The organism is Kitasatospora sp. MAA4 (assembly GCF_029893355.1).
Lineage (GTDB): Bacteria > Actinomycetota > Actinomycetes > Streptomycetales > Streptomycetaceae > Kitasatospora.
This window is the reverse complement of the sequence record NZ_JARZAI010000031.1, coordinates 72,027-90,818: the sequence shown is the minus strand read 5'-3', so window position 1 is coordinate 90,818 and position 18,792 is coordinate 72,027. Positions and strand designations below refer to the sequence as shown.

At 72.4% G+C, this 18,792-nt stretch carries 14 protein-coding genes; 6 read left to right on the top strand and 8 right to left on the bottom strand.

All coding sequences use genetic code 11. From position 1 onward, the window contains the following. Positions 1-469 precede the first annotated feature (469 nt). Entirely contained in the window at positions 470-1,180 is a 711-nt protein-coding gene (locus P3T37_RS31335; protein ID WP_280727299.1) for a hypothetical protein, read from the top strand. On the opposite strand, the gene P3T37_RS31330 is transcribed toward P3T37_RS31335, so the two are convergent. The 7 genes from P3T37_RS31330 to P3T37_RS31300 form a co-directional block, all read right to left on the bottom strand. Next, the gene (locus tag P3T37_RS31330) at positions 1,131-2,489 is read right to left on the bottom strand and encodes a DUF2254 domain-containing protein (RefSeq protein WP_280727298.1); all 1,359 of its coding nucleotides are present in this window, start codon (positions 2,487-2,489) and stop codon (positions 1,131-1,133) included. The genes P3T37_RS31335 and P3T37_RS31330 overlap by 50 nt on opposite strands. A 195-nt stretch (positions 2,490-2,684) precedes the next feature. Then, positions 2,685-3,458 (bottom strand): ATP-binding cassette domain-containing protein, encoded by a 774-nt coding sequence (locus tag P3T37_RS31325; protein ID WP_280727297.1) that lies wholly within the window; start codon positions 3,456-3,458, stop codon positions 2,685-2,687. Further along, entirely contained in the window at positions 3,455-4,471 is a 1,017-nt protein-coding gene (locus tag P3T37_RS31320) for an ABC transporter ATP-binding protein (RefSeq protein ID WP_280727296.1), read from the bottom strand. The genes P3T37_RS31325 and P3T37_RS31320 overlap by 4 nt, the downstream gene beginning before the upstream one ends. Continuing rightward, positions 4,468-5,346: an ABC transporter permease gene (locus P3T37_RS31315; RefSeq protein WP_280727295.1), complete on the bottom strand. Its 879-nt coding sequence runs from the start codon at positions 5,344-5,346 to the stop codon at positions 4,468-4,470. The genes P3T37_RS31320 and P3T37_RS31315 overlap by 4 nt, the downstream gene beginning before the upstream one ends. Then, complete coding sequence (locus P3T37_RS31310; protein ID WP_280727294.1) at positions 5,343-6,290, bottom strand: ABC transporter permease; 948 nt, start codon at positions 6,288-6,290, stop codon at positions 5,343-5,345. Before P3T37_RS31310 ends, P3T37_RS31315 begins: the two co-directional genes overlap by 4 nt. Beyond that, positions 6,290-7,939 carry an ABC transporter substrate-binding protein gene (locus P3T37_RS31305; RefSeq protein WP_280727293.1) on the bottom strand — a complete coding sequence of 550 codons (1,650 nt, stop codon included), beginning with the start codon at positions 7,937-7,939 and terminating at the stop codon, positions 6,290-6,292. Before P3T37_RS31305 ends, P3T37_RS31310 begins: the two co-directional genes overlap by 1 nt. Positions 7,940-7,965: 26 nt before the next feature. Further along, the gene (locus tag P3T37_RS31300; RefSeq protein WP_280727292.1) at positions 7,966-9,636 is read right to left on the bottom strand and encodes an amidohydrolase; all 1,671 of its coding nucleotides are present in this window, start codon (positions 9,634-9,636) and stop codon (positions 7,966-7,968) included. A gap of 186 nt (positions 9,637-9,822) precedes the next feature. Here P3T37_RS31300 and P3T37_RS31295 point away from each other — a divergent pair, with 186 nt between their 5' ends. Beyond that, positions 9,823-10,548, top strand: a complete 726-nt coding sequence (locus tag P3T37_RS31295; protein WP_280727291.1) for a helix-turn-helix domain-containing protein — start codon at positions 9,823-9,825, stop codon at positions 10,546-10,548. A gap of 9 nt (positions 10,549-10,557) precedes the next feature. On the opposite strand, the gene P3T37_RS31290 is transcribed toward P3T37_RS31295, so the two are convergent. Continuing rightward, positions 10,558-11,973: an RICIN domain-containing protein gene (locus tag P3T37_RS31290; protein WP_280727290.1), complete on the bottom strand. Its 1,416-nt coding sequence runs from the start codon at positions 11,971-11,973 to the stop codon at positions 10,558-10,560. A 175-nt stretch (positions 11,974-12,148) separates the two neighbouring features. Between P3T37_RS31290 and P3T37_RS31285 the strand changes: the two genes are divergently transcribed. From P3T37_RS31285 to P3T37_RS31270, 4 genes are all read left to right on the top strand, one after another. Beyond that, a complete protein-coding gene (locus P3T37_RS31285; protein ID WP_280727300.1) occupies positions 12,149-12,487 on the top strand; it encodes a WXG100 family type VII secretion target in 339 nt (112 codons plus the stop codon). A 102-nt stretch (positions 12,488-12,589) separates the two neighbouring features. Then, complete coding sequence (locus P3T37_RS31280; RefSeq protein ID WP_348533301.1) at positions 12,590-17,002, top strand: FtsK/SpoIIIE domain-containing protein; 4,413 nt, start codon at positions 12,590-12,592, stop codon at positions 17,000-17,002. Continuing rightward, entirely contained in the window at positions 17,002-17,277 is a 276-nt protein-coding gene (locus P3T37_RS31275; protein ID WP_280727288.1) for a hypothetical protein, read from the top strand. The genes P3T37_RS31280 and P3T37_RS31275 overlap by 1 nt, the downstream gene beginning before the upstream one ends. A 22-nt stretch (positions 17,278-17,299) precedes the next feature. Next, complete coding sequence (locus P3T37_RS31270) at positions 17,300-18,781, top strand: hypothetical protein (protein ID WP_280727287.1); 1,482 nt, start codon at positions 17,300-17,302, stop codon at positions 18,779-18,781. Positions 18,782-18,792: the final 11 nt, after the last annotated feature.

The window sequence follows — 18,792 nt, the reverse complement described above, 5'->3', positions numbered from 1 at the left end:
GAGCAGTCGTAGGCCGATGCCTGCTGCGGTACGGCCATCAGGCCGGCCACCGCCAGGGCCGACAGCAGGGTGCCGGCGACGACGCGTTGGGTGGGCGTGTTCGTCCGACGGGAGGAAGCGCGCATGCTGAAGTGCCCCGATCATGGTGCGTGATGACGTTCGTCTGCGGAGGAGAGACGGTTCTTCGGATGCTAGGGCCGCTCACGGACCTCACCCGGCGGCCTTGACGGCTCCCTGATGGAGTGCGGTGATCTTCTGCCCGTCCGGGCACCCGCGCCCCCGGTCGAGGCTCTCGCCGTCACTCCGCGCGCCCCACGTGTGCGGCCGGCTGTGGCGACAATGCGGCGACAATGGGGCGTTAAGGCCGGGAATGGCCAACTCTGGTGTCATTGACCCGCATTGGGCGCGGGATTACGCTTTCGGCACCGCCCAGTCCACGGTGGCATGGGCCGGTCAGAGGGAGTGCGCTATGGGCGTTGTCATCCCGATCTTCTTATTCCTGTGCCTGGTGGGCCTGATTCTCTCGGCTCCCAGGATCGAGGGCTGGCGTGCGGGGCATCGCTGCCGGCAGGCGGCCGCCGAGCTGGTCGCCACGCACGGCTTCACCGCTGAACCGCAGGCCGGTCCGTCGCTGGTGCCCTGGTCCGCGCCGCCCTTCCACTACGGTCAGCGGGTGCGCGTGCGGGACGCCGTCCGAGGGAGCTTCGACGGTCTGGCCGCGACGGTCTTCGGGTACACGTGTCAGGAGAACGGCACGGCGCACTGGTACGGCGTCGCCGTGATCCAGCTGCCTGGGCGGCTGTCGCCGATCGAGGTGCACCACGAGCGGGTCTTCTCCTCGGTACGGGTCGGCTACGCGCCCTCGTACTCGCCCTGCCCCACGGGTGAGCCGGCCTTCGACTCCGCCCACCGGGTGTCGAGCCCGGACGAGGGTCTGGCCCACACCCTGCTGACACCGCAGGCCGCCCGGAGCCTGCTGGCGGCTCCCGAGCCCTTCGACTGGCGGGTGGCCGAGGAAACCCTGGTGGTGTGGCGGCGGGACGGCTGGACCTCCGGTGCGGCCGCGGCCGGTTGCTGCCTGGCCGTGGTGCAAGTTCTGGCACCGGCGCTCGACCTCGAACCCGCCATCGTCAGCGATCCGCTGCGGGACGCTCCTGGCCCGTCGCGTCGTGCAGAGTGAACAGCGCCTGGTAGCGGCGCAGCACGTCCTGGCGGTCGGCTTCCTCGGGTACGGAGGCCTGGCAGGCGCGCTGGATCATGTCGGCCTGGTCCAGCAGGACCTGGCGGCGGTCCGGCATCGAGGTCTGCTCCAGGATCTTGTAGAGGGCGTCCAGTTGGCGGATCATCACGGCGGGATTGCCGAGTGCGGACTGCCGGATCTTCTCGAAGGCGCGCTGGACCAGCCGGTCGTAGTCGGCCTGGTAGGCGATCACCCGGATGTGGCCGTGCCGGCCCCGGTGCACGTGCTGCGGGTGCCAGCCGGTGGTGATCCGGCACAGGCAGTCGCCCAGCCAGTCGATGCAGGTCATCGCGGTGAAGGTGTCGTTGACGGCAGGGGAGAGGGCGCGGATGGCGATCTCGACCAGCTGGTCCACGCCGAACGAGACGTCCTGGGTCAGCGTCCGGTACGGCCCGGTGACCTGACCCCGGGCAAGGTGCTGCGCCACGTGCGTCGCGGCCGCCGGTGGCCAGACCATCGCCAGCGGTTGCCCCTGGACGAGGAAGTGGCCGGGCCGGTAGGGGAGATGGAGGACGGCATCGGACTCGGAGGCGATCCGGACCAGCCGCTCGTGGCGGATGTACTGGAGGTAGCCGCTGGCCGGGGTCGGGATCACCGCCCCGGACTCGGCGATCCGCGCGAGCAGTTCGTCGCGGGTGGGCCTGGTGCCGGCGCCCGCCTCGGTGTCGGCGCCGCTCTGGGCCTCGATGGCCCGGGCGAGGTCGCCGGCGATGCCTGCGATGACCTGGGGTAGCTGGATCATGGTGGCGATGTGGTTGATGAAGTAGATCAGCATGGCCAGGTCGACCACCGTCAGGCCGAGTGACACGGTGATCGACAGGTGCGGGACGAAGTCGCCGTGCGGCCCGGGACTGATCGCCACCAGCACCAGCACGGTGTAGAAGAAGGTGGCCACGAAGGTGCCCAGGGTCAGCTGGGTGCCGCGGTCGCGGATGAAGTTGCGCAGCATCCGGGGGCCGAACTGGGTGGACGCCAGGGTCAGGGCGACGATGGTGATCGAGAAGACCAGCCCGACCACCGTGATGATCGCCGCGGCCATCGTGGTCAGGATCTGCCGGGCCGCGTCGGCGGTCCCGCTCAGCACCCAGGTGGGCAGCGCGAACCGGCCGTCGTAGGCGTATCGGTCCAGGATCAGGGTCAGGACGAACAGCGCGATGGCGCCCAGGACTTCGAGGGCCGGCACCAGCCAGAGGTTGGTGCGCAGCGTCTCGCGCCGCCAGTCGGCCTCCAGGAACACCCCGCCGCGCATCACCGCAGCCGTCCCGACGGACCGCAGGGACGTGCTGGACGGGAACTGGTGCGCATCGGGGTCCTCCTGGAGGAAGGTGGAGCTCTGGCCTGTGCCGACCAGACTTCCCGGCTCACCTGCCCAGGAGGGTATCCGAGATTGCCGCCGGCCCGGCCCTGCGCGCTAAGGAAGCGTTAGGGCTGGGCCGGCGGCGTCTCAGACCGCGATCCGCCAGCCCTGGACCGGGACGGCGGCCCGCAGCGCCCGGGTGTACTCCTCCGCCGGATTGTCCAGCACCTGGCCGCAGTCGCCCTGCTCGACCACCCGCCCGCGCCGCAGGACGAGCACGGTGTCGCACAACTGCCGTACCACCGCCAGGTCGTGGGAGATCAGCAGGTAGGCGAGCCCGGTGTCGGCGCGGATGTCCGCGAGCAGGTTGAGGATCTGCGCCTGGATCGAGACGTCCAGGGCCGAGACCGCCTCGTCCAGCACCAGCACGCGCGGGCCGGTGGCCAACGCCCGGGCGATCGCGACGCGTTGGCGCTGTCCGCCGGACAGGTCGCGGGGACGGGCTACGGACTGACGCAGCGTCAGGCCGACCTGGTCGACCAGCTCGTCCAGGCGCGCCGCCCGCTCCGCGGCGGAACGGCCGCCGTGGTGGCGCAGCACCTCGTCGATGGCCGACCGGGCGCTCTGCTGCGGGTCCAGCGAGGTGTACGGGTCCTGGAAGACGATCTGCAACTCCTGCGCGCGGGTGTTGCGTTCGGTGCTCCCGCGGGCCGGGCGGCTGCGGTCGCGGCCGAGCACGGCGATGCTGCCGCTGGTCGGGCACTCCAGCCCGACCAGCATCCGGGCGATCGTGGTCTTGCCCGAGCCGGATTCCCCCACGATGCCCAGCGAGCCGCCCGCGGGGATGTCGAAGCCGACGTCGGCGACCGCGTGGTGGGCCTTGAAGAACTTGTTGAGACTGCGTACTTCCACCGCGTTCACTCCGCGGCCTCCTTGCTTGTCCAGGTGTTCGTCCGCGCCGCGTGGATCTCCTCGACCCGGGCGCAGCGCACCAGCCCGCCGTCGAAGGGCACCAGCGGCGGCGGCTCGTTCTCACAGGTCGGGGTCGCGAACGCGCAGCGCGGTGCGAACGCACAGCCGCCTCCCGCCTCGAACGCGGAGACGGGTCGGCCGGGGATGGCCGTCAGGCGCTGTGCCCGGGCGTCGATGGCCGGGCGCGAGCCCAGCAGTCCGAGCGTGTAGGGGTGGGCGGCGCGCTCGTGCAGGCTTCTCGCGGAGCGGATCTCGACGATCCGTCCCGCGTACATGACCGCGACCCTGCCGCACACCGCCAGGGCCAGGTCCAGGTCATGGGTGATGAAGACCATCCCCATGCCCCGTTCGCGGCGCATCCGGTCGAGGATGGCGACGACCTCGCGCTGGATGGTGACGTCCAGGGCCGTCGTCGGCTCGTCGGCCAGGATGAGCCGGGGCTCGGCGAGCAGCACCGAGGCGATCATCACGCGTTGCAGCATGCCGCCGGAGACCTCGTGCGGATACTGGCGCAGCCGGCGGGCGGGCTCGTCGATGCCGACCTCGGCCAGCACCGCCTCGGCCCGTGCCAGCGCCTCGCGTTTGCCCAGGCCCCGGTTGTGCCGCAGGGCTTCGGTGAGGAACGCGCCGATCCTGCGGGTGGGATTGATGTGGGCGCGCGGGTCCTGGAAGACCAGGCCGACGCCGCCGTCGCGGTAGGCGCGCAGCGCGGCGGCGTCCATCGTGGTGACGTCCCGGCCCTCGAAGCGGATCGCGCCTCCGGCACTGGCCGCGGGCGGCAGCAGCCGGGTGATCGCGCGGACGGTCATCGACTTCCCCGAGCCCGACTCGCCGACCAGGCCGAGCGCCTCGCCGGGCGCGAGCGTCAGGTCGAGGTCGGCGAGCAGGGTCCGCGAGCCGCCGTCCTCGGTGGCGAAGTCGACTGTCAGGGAGGACAGTTCGAGCAGCGGTACGGTGGTCATGCGGCGGCTCCCACGGCAGTTCGGTCCGGCACTGCGGCACTGCGCCTGCGGCGCTTGAGGTAGCCCGGCGGCTTGTCGCCGCTGATCCGCGCGCCCAGCACGGTCAGTGCGAGCACCGTGAGCACGATCAGCACGCCGGGGGCGGCGACCGGCAGCCAGTAGCCCTTCAGCAGCGCGTCGCTGTCGCTGACCATGACGCCCCAGTCGGGCGTCGGCGCCTGGACGGCCAGCCCCAGGTAGGAGAGCGAGGCCAGGTCCAGCAGGGCGTAGCCGAAGGCGATCGCGGCCTGACCGACCACCACCGGTGCGATGTTGCGCAGGATGTGGCGGCCGGTGATCCGCAGCATGCCGAAGCCCTGCACCGCGAGCGCGTCGACGTACGGGCTGACGCGCTGCTGGCGGGCCGCCGCCCGGACGATCCGGGCGAGGAAGGGCACGTAGGCGACCGACAGCGCCGCCACCGCCGGGGTGAGGCCGGGCCCGAACAGGGCCACCGTCAGCACCGCGAGCAGCAGCCCGGGCAGCGCGTAGACGAGGTCGAAGACCCGTGCCACCACCGCGTCCACCCAGCCGCCGTACCAGCTGGCCGCCAGTGCCAGCGGGACGCCGACCAGCAGCGAGACGCCGACCACCAGGGCCGGGCCGAGCAGGCTGGTCCGCGCGCCGAAGACCAGCCGGCTGAGGATGTCGCGCCCGATCCCGTCGGTCCCCAGCAGGTGCGCGCCGGACGGGCCGCCGTACGCGTCGAGCAGGCTGCCCTGGTTCGGGTCGTGCGGGGCCAGCAGCGGGGCTGCGATCGCCGCCACCGTGACCACCAGCAGCAGCACGGCCGAGGCGGTTCCGGGGCGGCCGAGCCTGCGGAGGTGCTGCTTCACGAGGTGCTCCCTGTCTCGCGCAGGCGCGGGTCGACGACGGCCTGGATCAGATCGCTCGCCGCGTTGCACAGGACGAACGCGCCGACCAGCAGCAGCGCCACGGCCTGGACGACCGGGAAGTCCTTCTGGGCGACCGACTGGATGGTCAACTGCCCGATCCCGGGCACCGCGAAGGCCGACTCGACCACCAGCGTCGAGGCGAAGGTCCCCGCGGTGAGCAGGCCCACCGCCGTCACGATCGGCGCCAGCGCGTTGCGCAGCACGTGGCTGCGCAGCACGACCAGGCGCGGCAGGCCGCGCACCAGCGCGGTCTGCACGTGCTCGCGTTCCAACTGCTCGCGGACCGCGTTGCGGGTCACCCGGCCCAGGAACCCGCACGAGAGCACCGCCATCGCGCAGGACGGCAGCACCAGCCCGTCGATCCTGCCGCCCAGGCCCTCGCCCAGACCCGAGGCCGGGAACCAGCCCATCCGCACCGCGAACACCGAGATCAGCAGCGTCGAGGCGACGAACGGCGGGACGGTGACCGACACCGAGGTCAGCGTGCTGACCGCGGCGTCGACCCGGCCGGGCAGCAGCGCGGCGGCCAGGCCCATCGCCAGTCCGACGACCACGACCAGCACCATCGTCATCAGCACCAGCAGCACGGTGGTGCTCAGCCCCGCGCTGATCCGGTCCGCGACCGGCTGGCCGGTGACCATCGAGGTGCCGAGGTCGCCGTGCAGCACGCCGCTCAGCCAGTCCCAGTAGCGGACCGGCAACGGCTGGTCCAGGTGCAGCCGGTGGCGCGCCGCGGCCCGCGCGGCGGCGGTGGGCATCCGGTTGCCGAAGAGCACGTTCTCGGGGCTGCCGGGCGCGAGGTAGAGGCTGCCGAAGATCACCACGCTGGACAGCAGCAGCGTGGTGGCCAGCCCGCCGAGCCGGCGTACCAGCAGACGCCCCATCAGGGTGCCCCCACAGCGGTGGCCCAGGCGTTGTCCATGTAGGAGAAGGTCAGCGGCGCACCGGTGACCGCCTTGCTCTGGAACAGCAGCGCCCTCGGCTGGACGATCGGGATCCAGGGCAGGTCCTGGCCCAGGATCGCCTGCGCCTTGAGCACCTGCGCGGCCCGGGCCGCCGGGTCGTCGGTGGCCTGCGCGGCGTCGAGGGCGGCCTGCACGGCGGGGTTGGCGTAGCCGTTGAAGTTCTGCACGCCGGTGGCGGTGGCGTAGCTCGCGTACATGCTCGCGGCCTCGGGGAACTCCAGGTAGTTGATGGTCAGGAAGCCGTCGTAGGCGGCGCGGGCCTTCGGATCGGTGAACAGGCTGCCGTACTGCTGGTCCGGCAGTCCGACGATCTTGATGTTCAGGCCGATCGCCTGACCGGTCTGCTGGAGCACCTGGGCGAGCTGGCTCTGCGAGGGCGTACCGGCCGCGTACGCGAGGGTGACCTGCTTGCCGGTCGCGCCCGCCGCCTGCACCAGCTTGGCGGCGCCGGCCACATCCGCGGCCTTGGCCAGCTGGTCGTAGGCGGCCTGGTAGCCGGCGGCGGCCGGGCCGCCCTGCCAGAAGCCCGGGCCGGCCACGGCGTAGAGCGGGTCGGCCGCGCCGGCGTAGATCGCCTTGGCGATGCCCGCGCGGTCGATGGCCATGCTCAGCGCCTGCCGGGTGCGGGCGTCGGCCAGACCGCCCGAGAAGCTGGAGACGATCAGGTCGACGTTCTGCGTGGTGGAGCCCGCGCCGCCGATGTAGAGCTTCCCGGCCGCGGCGTTGCTCAGCTGCGCGATGGTGGAGGTCTGGAGGTCGAAGGCGCCCTGCAGGGACCCCGAGGAGAGCGCGTTGGCCAGCGCCGAGGGGTCGGAGAGGAACTTGAAGGTGATCGTGTCCGCCTTGCCGGCGTGGCTCGGGTCCCAGTAGGTCGGATTCTTCTTCAGCACCATCTGGTTGGTGCCGTCGAAGGACTGCACGGTGTACGGGCCGGTGCAGACGACACCGGTGTCCGCGGTGCCGAAGTCGGCGCCCGCCTTGGTCGCGAAGGCCTTCTCGACCACCGCCGCGCCGAGGATGCCGAGATTGCGGACGAAGATGTAGTCCGGCTTGGTCAGACTGATCGTCACCTGCGCGGGGCCGGTGGCGGTGATGGTGTCGACGTCGTTGTAGGAGTCGACGTAGTTGCTGGCCACCGCCGGGTCCAGGTTGCGGTTCAGGCTGTAGACGACGTCGTCGGCGGTGACCGGCCTGCCGTCGCTGAACGTGGCGCGCGGGTCGAGCTGGACCACGACGTGCTTGGGGTCGGGCTGGGACCAGGACGCGGCGATGCCCGGGTGCATCGAGTAGTCGGCCGCCACCCGGATCAGCGGCTCGCAGACGTTGCCGAGGATGGTCTCCTCCGGGTAGTCGGCGGTCTTGACCGGGTCCTCGGAGTACGGCGCGCGGTAGTCGCCGGACCAGGCCAGGGTGGCCAGGCTCCCGGTACCCGGCGCGGTGGTCGGCTGGGCGGTGGAGAAGTTGCTCTTGGCGCCGGCCTTCTGGGCGGTGGTGCCCGGGCCGCACGCGGCGGTCAGCAGCACCACGGCCGAACCGGAGACGACGGCACGCAGCAGTCTGGTGTTCATAGGGGATCTCCTCGCTCTCGGCGCTCTCACGCGGACGCTGCGGCGTGCACCAGTTCGCCCTGCACGTAGGTGCGCAGCACCCGCGTGTCGGCGATGGCCTGGCTCGGGCCGTCGAAGGGGTTGCGGTCGAGCACGACCAGGTCGGCGAGCTTGCCGGTCTGGACCGAACCGGTGACGTCGTCGAGGTGGTTCACCCGCGCGGTGCCGGCCGTGTACGCGGCGAGCGCGGAGCCGAGGTCGATCCGCTCCTCGGGGCCGAACACCCGGTTCGGCTCCTCCTCGCCCGTGCGGTTGACGGCGACGTGGACGCCGGCCAGCACGTCGGGCGTGCTGACCGACCAGTCGCTGCCGGCCGCGAGCATCGCGCCGGCCCGCAGCAGCGAGCCGAACGGGTACTGCCAGCCCGCTCGCCGCTCGCCCAGGAACGGGATGGTGAGCTCGTCCATCTGCGGCTCGTGGCAGGCCCACAGCGGCTGCATGTTGGCGGTCGCGCCGAGGGCACGGAAGCGGGCGATGTCGTCGGGGTGGACCACCTGGAGGTGCGCGAGGTGGTGGCGGTTGCCGCGCTCGCCGTTGCGGCGCAGGGCCTCCTCGACCGCGTCCAGCGCCTGGCGCACCGCACGGTCGCCCAGCGCGTGGAAGTGCACCTGGAAGCCGGCGGCGTCGAGCTCGGCGACGTAGCCGCCGAGCTGGGCGGGGTCGACGAAGTCCAGGCCCGCGTTGCCCGAGGAGCAGCCGCAGCCGTCCAGGTAGGGCTCCAGCATGGCCGCGGTGTGGTTCTCGGCGACGCCGTCGAGCATGATCTTCACGGTGCCGGCGCGGAAGCGCTCGCCGCCGCGCTCGGCCTCGGCGCGGCGCTCCTGGAACCCGGCCAGCTGCTCGAGACCGCCCTCGCGGTCCCACCACAGCGCGGCGCGCACCCGTGCGGTCAGCGTGCCCTCGCGGTCGGCGCGCAGGTAGGCGCCGTAGACGTCGCCGGGCCCGAACGCGGCGCCCACGGCGGCGTCCTGCCAGCCGGTGATGCCGAAGGAGTGCAGATAGGCCTGGCCGGCCAGCAGCCCCTTGTAGCGCTCGTCCTCGGAGGTGGCGGGGATGTGGCGGGTGACCAGCTCGGCGGCGCCCTCCTGGAGCATGCCGGTCGGGGTGCCGTCGGCGTCCCGCTCGATCCGGCCGTCGGCCGGGTCCGGGGTGTCCGCGTCGATGCCGGCGATCTCCAGCGCCCGGCTGTTGGCCCACAGGCCGTGGCCGTCGCGGTTGGGCAGCGCGACGGGGCGGTCGCGGACGGCGGCGACGGCGTCCAGCAGCGAGCGGTGCGGGGTGCCGCCGGGGAAGGCCTCCATGCTCCAGCCGCCGCCGGTGATCCAGGCGGCGTCGGGGCGGGTGGCCGCGTACGCCGCGATGGCGGCGACGTACTCCTCGGCGGTGCGCAGCTCGTGCAGGTCGCAGGTGCGCAGCGTGGTGCCGGCCAGCACCGGGTGGACGTGGGCGTCCTGGAACCCGGGCAGCAGCAGCCGGCCGGCCAGGTCGACGACCTCGGTGTCGGGGCCGATCAGCGGGCGGACGTCGCGGTCCTGGCCGACGGTGACGATCCGTCCGCCGCGGACCGCGACGGCGGTGGCCCAGGAGCGGGCCGGGTCGACGGTGTAGACCGGGCCGCCGAGAAAGACCAGGTCTGCGGGGTGGTGATCACGGTGCACGGGCTGCTCCAACGCATGGGGGAAGACTCGCTCCCGGCCGGGAGGTGGGGGAGGGCCGGGGCGGCGCTGCCGGATGTGGGAGTAGCAAAGCCGGTGACAATGGGTCTGTCAATGCCGTTGACAATGACGCACCGTTACGATCGGATGAAGCACCGACCGAAGCTCTGGATACGAGGAGAGACCCGCGTGAAGGCCCGAGTGGCACAGCAGGCAGAGCAGTCGACGTCCAAGCGGCGGGCGGCGCTCACGCGCGAGTCGATCCTGGAGGCCGCACTGCGGGTCTGCGCACCCGAGGGCGGCGGCCAGCTCACCTTCAGCCGCCTGGGCAAGGAGCTGGGCGCGGACCCGACCGCGGTCTACCGGCACTTCCGCGACAAGGACGAACTGGTGCTCGCCCTCACCGAACTCACCGTCGCCGAGGGCGTCGAGCTGGCCCGCGCCACCCTGCCCGACGGCCCCTCGGGCGACTGGCGCGGCTGGCTCACCGTCACCGCCGAGAGTATCCGGGCCAGTTACCTGGCCCGGCCCGTGGTCGCCGTCCTCGCGGCGGCCCGCACCACGGCCAGCCCCGCCGAGACCAGCAGCTTCGAACAGCTCATCTCGGTGCTGCACCGGGCCGGCCTGCCGGTGCTCGAGGCGGCCGAGTGCTGTCGCCAACTCGTGGATCTGACCCTGGCGTTGACGCAGTACTCGGCGGCCTTCTCGGCGCTCGACCCGGCGACCCAGGCCAAGGACGAGGCGGCCTGGGCGGTCAAGTACGCGATGCTGCCCGAGAGCGAGTACCCGCTGCTGCACGAGAGCACGCCGCGGCTCACCGAGCTGTTCCGCGACGACACCGAGGTGTTCCGGATGATCCTGGCGACCTTCCTGGACGGCGTCGCCCTGCGGATCGAGCGCACGCGCCAGGGCTGAGCGCCGCGCTCAGCCCTGCTTGAGGACCTCGGCCGCGCGCTGGTCGCAGGGCAGCAGCTGGATCCCCGTGCCGCCGTTCACCGCGCCCACGCACAGGTTGGCCTGCACGGAGTAGACCGTGCCGGCCTTGAGGGAGAAGCGCTGCGCCGGGTTGCCGCTGCAGTTCGCGATCTGAACGATCGTGCCGGGGGTGGTGGCGCCCCAGGCGGCGTCCATGCAGAGGCCCTTCGTGCGGATCGTGCCGTCCGCGGCGACGTTCCACGCCTGGGTTGCGCTGCCGTCGCACGCCTTCAGGGTCAGCGGGGTGCCGTCCGTGCCCGCCGTACCGCTGAGGCACTCGCCGGTGCCGGGGTTCACCAGCGTGTCCGTCGCACTGCCGGGTGCGGCGCTCCTGGTGGGCTTTCCCGGGCTGACGGAGGCGTGAGCGACGGGGGCGGAGGGCGCGGAGGAGCCTTTCAGTGTGAGAGCCAGGCCGCCGGCCGCCAGGCAGGCGACGACCACGGCCGCCAGGACGATCCAGCGCCGGCTGCGGTGCGCGCTCGCGCCGGGCGACTGTTCGGCGGCAGCGGTGTCGGCGTCCTCGTCGTCGGGCGCGTCCGAGGCCGAACCCAGCTGGCGTGCCACGGGCTCGTCCAGCAGACCGGTGTCCACGAAGCCGTCGGCGTCGATGGTGAAGCGCCAGCGCGGATGGTCGACCCGGCCGACGACGACCACCGACCAGCGCCCTTCCGGATCGTTGGCGAGGCGGTGGATGCGATCGCCGTCCCGGCCGCCGGGCAGCGTGGCCAGGATCGCCACCCCGCCGCCCTGGTCGGTCAGTTCGCCGTCGCCATCGGTCGGGACAGGGGCCGGTGCCTCGGTGGACCCGAACCGCTCGGTGGCGCCCGGCTTGAACCCCACGCGGACCACCTGCACACCCCGGGACCACGGGCTCGTGGTGAGCTCGCGGGTCCAGTCCTGGGCCAGCGCCCTGGCCCGCCGGGCGTCGCCCTCCAGGCTGGTGATCCCGCCGACCTGAGCGAGGTTGACCAGCACGAAGCCCTGGCTGGTGGTGCCCAGTGAGACCAGCCGCGGGTACGGCTCCTGAAGCGACTCCACCACGCTCGCGCTCTGCAGTTCGCGCAGCGGGGCGTGCCAGGTCCGGCCGCCGTCCTCGGCGGTCCACCCGGCGGGCGGACGCTCGTCGGGGGTCTTCAGGCGCAGCCGGACGGTGTCGGGCCCGACGATGACCACGTGGGCCACCGGAACGCCGCGGTTCTCGCGCTCGCAGGCGGTGGCCAGGACGCGGACCACCCGGTCCACGGTCCACAGGCCGTGATCGGCACGCGGGGCCGAGCGCGGCTCGGCCCGTCGCGACCGACGCAGCCGGGCGAGCCAGTCGCCGCGGCGAGGAACGCGTTCAGCGGATCGGCTCGTCAGTGTCACCTGGGTCTCCTCGGCTCTGGGCGGCGGTGTTCTCGACACGTTGGTTGCCCGCCGGGAAGGAGTCAACGCCGGGTACCGGGAGGTCTTGGGCCCCTGGGCCCAAGGCGGCCACCGGCGTTCTGGACCGCCACCGGGTCGCTTCCTAGCATCGACAGCGTCCGGGCCGAACGTGTCGATGCCCACCGAGGCGCCCGGCACCACCCAGAAGGGACACACCATGGCGAACCTGAACGTCACGTATCAGGAGATGTCGGACGCTGCGACCACGATGAGCAACAACAAGGCCGACATCGACGACAAGCTCAACCAGTGCAGGACCATCGTCGACAACCTGACCACCAACGGCTTCGTCACCGAGCAGGCGTCGGGCAAGTTCGACGAGGTGCACACCGAGTTCAACACCTCGGCCACGCAGGCCATGGAGACCCTGGCGCAGCTGTCGGACTGGCTCAACAAGGCCGTGGCCGCCATGCGCGACATGGACACCCAGCTCTCCAGCTCCCTCAACAAGTAGCAACCGGCCCGGAGTTGACCGGGTCACCGTAAAGCGCGCCCCGCGCCGGCCATGCCGCCGGCGCGGGCGCCCGCACTCACGAGGGGTTGGGGAACCATGCCCATGATGATCACCATTGCCCGGCGCCCGGACTGGTCGGCCGACGTGGTCGTGGACGCCGATCCCACCACCGTCCTGCGCGACGTCGTCGAGAACCTGCTGGACAGCCTCGACGCCTCGCAGGCCCCGCCGCCCGGCGACTCGGCCGTGACGGCGGTCTATCTCGCCGATCAACTGCTCGACCTCTCCGGGCCGTTGGCCGACAGCGGGATCCACGACGGCACCGTGCTCTGGCTCGACCGGCCGGGCCCCGCCCCGAGCCGCCGGGCCGGGCTGGTCACCATCAGGGTGGTGGCGGGCGCCGGCGCCGGGCGGGTGTTCCAGCTCAACGCGGGCGAGCACCGCATCCGTTCCGGTGCAAGTATCCACGTCGCCAAGGGCGCTGACCCGGCGGCGGTGGTCGCCGTGGTCCGGGTCTCCCTGGACGCCTCGGTGCGCGTGCGCGCCGTCGCGCCCTCCGTCCTGCTGAACCGCGCCCCGCTGCCCGACCGCGAGGTCCCCTGGCGGGAGAACGTCCAACTCCTGGTCGGGGACAGCATCATGGAGGCGCACCCGGTGCTGCGCCCGGACGCTGTGGTCGAACCCTCGCCCGACGGCGAGTACCTGGACTACAACCGTCCCCCTCGACTGCTCCCCCCGGTGCTGCGCACCGCGTTCCGCATCCCGCCCCCGCCCAGGCAGGCTTCCGCGAGCGCGCTGCCGTGGCTGGCGGCCGGCCTGCCCGCCGTCGGCGGCGGCCTGATGGCGGTGATGTCGCACAACCCGATGTTCCTGATGATGGCGGCGATGTCGCCGGTCATGATGGTCGGGACCTGGATGAACGGACGGCGGCAGGGCAAGATCGGCTACCGGCGCCAGCTGGCCGAGCACCAGGTCCAACTCGCCTCCACCGAGGCCGAGATCGCGGCGGCGCTGGATCAGGAACGCCTGGACTGCCGCGCTGCCAGCCCGGACCCGGCCGAGCTGCTCGTCATCGCGACCGGCCCCCGCGCCCGGCTCTGGGAGCGCCGCCGCACCGACCCGGACCACCTGCTGGTCCGGGTCGGCGTCGCCGACCTGCCCACCACGATCGAGGTGGAGGAGGGCGAGGGCACCGACCGCCACCGGGACCTGCGGGCGGCGCAGGACATCCCCGTCGCCTTCTCCCTCGCGCAGACCGGAGTCGTCGGCGTCGCGGGGCAGGGCGACTGGCCGCGGCGCATGGCGCGCTGGCTGGTCGGTCAGCTGGCCGTCCTGCAGAGCCCGCGCGACGTGCAGCTGTACGTCCTGACCGACCCGGCCGGCGAGCCGCTGTGGCAGTGGGCGGCCTGGCTGCCGCACACCCGGCCGATGCTGGGACAGCAGGCGCTGGCGCTGGTGGGCGCCGACGCCGAGACGCTCGGCCGCCGGGTGGCCGAGCTGATCGAGCTCATCCACGTCCGCCAGCAGGCGCGACTCAACGCCGGTTCCGCAGCTGCGTTCGCCGACCCGGACGTCGTCGTGGTGCTGGACGGCGCCCGGCGACTGCGGGCGCTGCCCGGCGTGGTGACGGTCCTTCAGGAGGGACCCGCGGTCGGCGTCTACAGCATCTGCGTGGACGCCGACGAACGCACCCTGCCGGAGGAGTGCGCCACCGTCGTCGTCGGGGGCGCGGGCCGGCCGGCCAGCCTGCGCCGGCAGCGCGCCGCGCAGATCGACGGCATCCTCGCGGACGAGGTGGCGGACAGCTGGTACGCGGAGACCGGGCGCCGGCTGGCGCCCCTGCGCGACGTCAGCGAGAACCAGGGCGAGGCCGCGCTGCCGGGCTCCGCGCGCCTGCTGGAGATCCTCGGCCTCCAGGACCCGAGCGCCGCCGCGATCGCCGCCCGCTGGCGCTCGTCCAGCCGCAGCACCAAGGCCGTGATCGGGTACTCGCTCAACGGCCCGTTCGCGCTCGACCTGGTCAACCACGGCCCGCACGGGCTGGTGGCCGGCACCACGGGCTCGGGCAAGTCGGAGTTCCTGCAGACCCTGGTGGCCTCGCTGGCCGTGGCCAACCGCCCGGACGCCATGACCTTCGTCCTGGTCGACTACAAGGGCGGCGCGGCCTTCAAGGACTGCGTCGAACTGCCGCACACCGTCGGCCTGGTGACCGACCTGGACACGCATCTCGTGGAGCGGGCGCTGACCTCGCTGAGCGCCGAGCTGACCCATCGCGAGCACCTGCTGGCGGCCGCGGGCGCCAAGGACCTGGAGGACTACCTCGACTACGCCCTCCGGCGGCCCGAACTGGCGCCGATCCCGCGCCTGCTGATCGTCATCGACGAGTTCGCGTCCATGGCGCGCGAGCTGCCCGACTTCGTCAGCGGCCTGGTCAACGTCGCCCAGCGCGGCCGCTCGCTGGGCATCCACCTGATCCTGGCGACGCAGCGCCCGTCCGGTGTGGTCTCGGCGGAGATCCGCGCCAACACCAACCTGCGGGTCGCGCTGCGGGTGACCGACCCCGGCGAGAGCACCGACGTCATCGACGCCCGGGAGGCCGCGAGCATCTCGGCGGCGACCCCGGGGCGGGCCTACGCGCGGCTCGGGCACAGCTCGCTGATCCCGTTCCAGACCGGCCGGGTGGGTGGCCGCCGCCCGCGGGCCGACCGGACGGCCGAGGCGGTCCCGCCGTTCCTGCAGCCGGTCTCCTGGCTGGACCTCGGACTGCCCGCGCCGCAGCGCCCGCACAGCGTGGCCGAGACCGACGAGGTGACCGACCTGTCGGTCCTGGTGACGGCGATCAGGCAGGCCAACGACCTTCAGGGGATCGCCGCGCAGCGCCGGCCGTGGCTGCCGCCGCTGCCGCTGTCGCCGGTGGTCGAGCTGGCGACGGATCCGGTCGGCGGCGCGACGGGGAACCCGTCGTTCTCCTGGGCGGTCCAGGATCTGCCGGCCCAGCAGCGCCAGGAGCCGGTGACGGTGGACCTGGCCACCTTCGGGCACCTGCACATCATCGGCGCCCCGCGCTCGGGACGCTCCGCGGCGCTGCGCACCTTCGCGGCGGCCGCGGCGGCCGCCTCCAGCGTTGCCGACCTGCACCTGTACGGGCTCGACTGCGGCAACGGCGCCCTGCTTCCGCTCACCAAGCTGCCGCACTGCGGCGCGGTGGTGCAGCGCTCGGAGACCGACCGGGCCGCCCGGCTGCTCAAGCGCCTGCACGAGGAGGTGCAGAACCGTCAGCGACTGCTCGGGGAGGGCGGTTTCGCCGACGTGGCCGAGCAGCGCGCGGCCAGGGAGGCGACCGAGCGGCTGCCGCACATCGTGCTGCTGCTGGATCGCTGGGAGGGCTTCATGGGAACCCTCAGCGAGATCGACGGCGGGGTGCTGACCGACCTGATCCAGACCCTGCACCGCGAAGGCGCCAGCGCCGGGGTGCACGTGGTCATCGCCGGTGACCACATGCTGCTGAGCGGCCGGATGAGCTCGCTGTGCGAGGACAAGCTGGTGTTGCGGCTCTCGGACCGCAGCGACGCCAGTCTGGCCGGGCTGAACCCGCGCAAGATCCCGGAGAACCTGCCGCCGGGCCGCGGCTACCGCGCGACGAGCGCGGTCGAGACCCAGGTCGCGCTCGTGGCGGCCGACCCGGCGGGCCCGGCGCAGGTCGCCGCGGTGCACGCGCTGGCGGCTCGCCTGGTCGAGCGCGAGGCGGACGTCCCGAAGTCGGCCCGGCCGGCCCGGCTCGCGGTGCTGCCGACCCAGATCCCGTTCGAGCAGGCGTGGGAGATGGTCGGGACCCCGGCTCCGATGTGGGCCCTGATCGGGGTCGCCGGCGACGACCTGGAGCCGGTGGGGGCCGACCTGCTGGGCGATCAGCCGACCTTCCTGGTCGCCGGACCCTCCCGCTCCGGGCGCAGCACGGTGCTCGGCGTCATGACGGAGTCGCTGCTGCGCGGCGGGAGCGAGGTGGTCATCGGCGCCCCGATGAACTCCCCGCTGCGCGCCTTCGCGGGCCGGCCCGGCGTGCGCGGCGTCATCACGAGCGACGTCCCCACCGAGAGCGAGTTCGCCGAACTGCTGGACCCGGGCGACGGTCCGGTGGTGCTGGTGGTCGACGACGCCGAGGTGTGGCGCGACCTGCCGTGCCGGGAGTGGCTGAAGTCCTTCGTCCGCAAGGCCTCCGGGAGCAGGCGGGGCGTGATCATCGGCGGGGAGGTCGCCTCGGTGGCCAACGGCTTCTCCGGCTGGCAGGCGGACATCAAGAAGAACCGGCGCGGCGTGCTGCTGTCGCCGCCCAACATGAGCGACGGCGACCTGGTGGGTGTCCGGCTGTCCCGGTCCCAGACCGCCGCCAGGGTCGTCCCGGGCGCTGCCCTGGTGCACCTGGGCAGTGGCAGCCTGCTGCCCGCGCGCATCCCGCTACCGGCGCCCGCGCCCGCGCCGACCGACAATCCGGCCCACGACAACCAGGAGCAGTGATGGCAGACCTCGTGGTGAAGGACCTCCAGGACCTGGTCAACGACCTCAACTCGCTGATCGGACAGTTCGAGGGGGCGTTGGACTTCCAGAACGACGACAAGGGGCTCTGGGGACAGCACAACGCCAACCTCTCGATGGGCGACTTCGCCGACAACTGGACCGTCCACCGCGACGCGATGGTCAAGGACATGAAGGCCCTGCGCGACAAGGTGACCAAGGTCGACGCCGCGTGGACGCAGGGAGACCAACAGCTGCTGGCCTCGTTCCAGAGCTGACGAGTCGGGCAAGGAGGACTGAATGAGCATCAGGCATCTCGACTGGTCGCCGTTGGACCGGGAGTCGGACCCCGTCTACGCCGACCCCGACGTGGTGGCCGCGGCACAGAAGCGCTACGCCCTCATCGCGAGCACCATCGATGACGCGACCGCCAAGCTCCAGCAGATCGTCAGTACCAACAGCGACAGCCTCGCCGGACAGTACGTCTCGGGGCTGAGGTCCGAGGCGAGTTCGCTCAACGACAGACTCAGCAAGGCCGCCGTGCGCTACCACGACGTCGCCAACGAGATCAACAAGTACGAGCCGGATCTGGAGCAGGGGCTCACCGAGACCGCTGCCGCGCTGACGGACGCCGAGGCGGCCAAGAGCGCCCAGACCAAGGCGAACGGCATGCCGGATCCGCAGAAGAGCTCGGACGGCACCACCACCCCAGCGGAGCAGCAGAAGGCCACCGACAAGACCAAGGCCCAGTCCGGTGCGGACGCGAACATGGCGGCGGCGAAGACGCGGCTCAACAACGCGCTGGACGCGCTCAACGTGGCCGGCAAGCGCTTCGGCGACGCGGTCAGCGCCAGGAGGTACGACGACGGGCTGACCGACTCCTACAAGGACAAGCTCGACGCCGTGATGGCCAAGATCAGCCAGATCTTCGCCATCATCGGCATGATCCTGGGCGCCCTGGCGATCCTCATCCCGGGCGTGGACGTGCTGGTCATCGCGGGAGTAGTGGCGGGCGCGGTCACGCTGATCGCCAACATCGTGCTCTACCACGACGGCAAGGGCAGCGTGGTCGACGTCATCCTCGGGGCCATCGGGCTGGGCATGGCCGGTCTGGGCGCCGCCTTCTCGCTGATCGCCAAGGGGATGTCCAGCATTGCCAAGGGCGCCGCCCTCGCCAAGGGCGTGGGCGGAGTGGGCGGAAAGGACGGCATCGAGCTGGTGCCGCTGAAGCCGCCCGGCTCCATCACCAACTTCTCCCGGCCGTTCGGTCCGGGCAACCCGCGTCCCGGCGGGCCCGTCCCCAACTACTCCCGGCCGTTCGGGCCGGGCAACACGCCCATCAAACCTGCCCCGGTCCGTCCCGAACCCACCCCGGCGCCCGGGCCGAACGCGGCCGCCGACTGGAAGAACCTGTCGGACTGGTTCAACAACCCTGCCACCAACTGGGTGCTGGGCAAGCTCGGTGTGATCACCCCCGACACCGGGTTCTGGGCCTCGGCCTGGGCCCAGCTCAAGGGCGCCGGCGAGATCTGGTCCACCCTGCTGACCGATCCGGCGAAGTTCGGCAAGGACTTCGCGAGCATCATCACCGGCCTGAAGGGCCCGCTCGACCTCTCGGCCATCATGAAGGCCGGCGGTCTCGGGGGTATCTCGCCGCTCTGGTTCGCCTGGGGCGGTCTGAACGGCGCGTTCGGCCTCGGCGCCGGATTCGTCTACACCGGCGGGCGCCTGATGGGCTGGATCCCCGCGGTCAACCCGCCGGGCCAGGTGGCCGCCTCGTGAGTACGGGAGGG